At 68.6% G+C, this 1,758-nt stretch carries 1 protein-coding gene; it reads right to left on the bottom strand.

Translation table 11 applies throughout. The annotated features are described in order from the left end of the window. Window positions 1-1,741, bottom strand: a 1,741-nt coding sequence (locus ACWKWX_RS32570; RefSeq protein WP_483829921.1) for a type VI secretion system Vgr family protein, incomplete at its 3' end; no start/stop codon positions are given. Window positions 1,742-1,758: the final 17 nt, after the last annotated feature.

Here is a 1,758-nt window from a genome sequence, read left to right as displayed (position 1 = left end):
TGGCTGACGCCATCTCCAACACCTCCCCCTGCGCCTTCCCCTGCTCATCCGCGCTGATCAACACCCCCTTCCCCGCCCGCAACGCCCCATGCGCGTCGGTGCGCAGCTCGAAGCCGCCGCCACGCACCTTTTTCTGCGCGTCCACCACATGCCCCAGGTTCAGCTGGCTCTTGCCGCCAAACTCGCTGGCCAGCTTCACGTGCTCCTGGCCGCGGGTGTCGTCCATGCGCAGTTTGTTGTTGGCCGGGGTGCGCAGTACGTTGCGTTTGTGGTTGCGCAGGGTGACCGGGTCGGGGTGTTCGCTGTCGTGCAGGGCGTGGGCGATGTAGGGGCGGTCGGGGTCGCCGTGCTCGAAGGCCACGGCCACTTCGGTGCCGGGTATCAGCGGCAGGTGCAGGCCGTGGGTGGCGCCGGCGTAGGGCCGGGCCAGGCGCAGCCACAGGCTTTCCCGGCCCAGGGGCCAGGTGTGGCGGTCGAACAGGAAGTTGACGCTGTAGCGGCCCTCGAGGTCGATGTGGCTGTAGGGGTCGTTGGCCTTGTAGCTGGTGACGCGCGCGGCAACGGTGCCGCCCATGATGGGCTTGGGCGGAAGCGGCGGGCGGAAGCTGCCGGCCTCGATGTAGGGGATGGCCTGGAAGTGGGCGATGTAGCTGCTGTCGCGGGCGGCGCTGGCGCGCAGTTCGGTGATGACGATGCGCGGCTTGAACGCCTGCGGCGCGTCGCCGTTGATGGTCAGCACCTGCCGGGGCGCCAGCGTCGGGCTGCTGGTGGTGCCGCTCAGGCAGGCCTGCTGGGTGAGGTAGCGCTCGTGGTGCATGCGCGCGTAGAAGATGCCGGTTTCGGCGGGCAGGTCGTCGTCGTAGACGTGGCGGTTGCCGAGGGTGTCGTAGGGGTCGCCGAAGTGGTAGGCCTCGCCGTAGGTGGTGCGGGTGGTGGCGCGGGTCTGGTCGACCTCGGCGTCGAGCAAGGCGCGGACGTCGCGGTGGCGGTAGGTGCGCACGTCGATGTGCTGCTCCACCACCTGGTGGCGGCTTTGCAGGGCCCAGACGCTGTCCTCGCCGCTGTTGGCCAGGCCGGACGGCGGGGTGTACGGCAGTTCGACGCCGAACTGGTAGCCGCGACGATGATCATGGAACTCCAGCACGGTAATGTCGACGCGCACGTCGTCGAAGAAGCAGTACCAGATGCCCACCTCGGCCAGCAGCCGCTCGATGAACGCCAGGTCGCTTTCGCCGAACTGCATCACCTGCTCGCGGCGGGGAAACTCGCGCACCATCTGGGTGTGGAATTCATAGCCTTCAAAGTCGTGGCGACGCAGGACGCTCTCGACGATCTCCGGCACGCTCTGCTGCTGGTAGATGCGGTACTGCTTGCCGCGCGCCAGCAGCGCCAGCTTGGGTTGCAGGGTGATTTCGTAGCGGGCCTCGTCGCGCGAGCCAGACAGCCGCCGGAAGCTGGTGACCACCCCGCGCAGGCTGCGCAGCGGCTTGGCCGGCGGCACCACGTGACCGCGGTACAGGGGCTTGGTCGGCAGCGGGAACAGGCGGAAGGTGGCGCCGCGGCGCAGCACCTGCTCGGCGGTGATGTCCTGGGCCGTGCTGGTGAATTCGATGCGGTAGGTGAAGCACTGGCTCAGGCGCTCTTCGCCTTCGAAGGCCAGCACGTCGAGGGGCGCCTCCAGTTGGCTGATGCTGAGGCGGTGGCGGGTGTGGTCGAAGAGGATGCGGGGGGCTTCAGCCATGGTCAGGCCTCCTGGGG

It is taken from the genome of Pseudomonas imperatae, assembly GCF_057128625.1.
The sequence above is the reverse complement of the archived record's forward strand: the minus strand, read 5'-3'. Positions and strand labels throughout refer to the sequence as shown.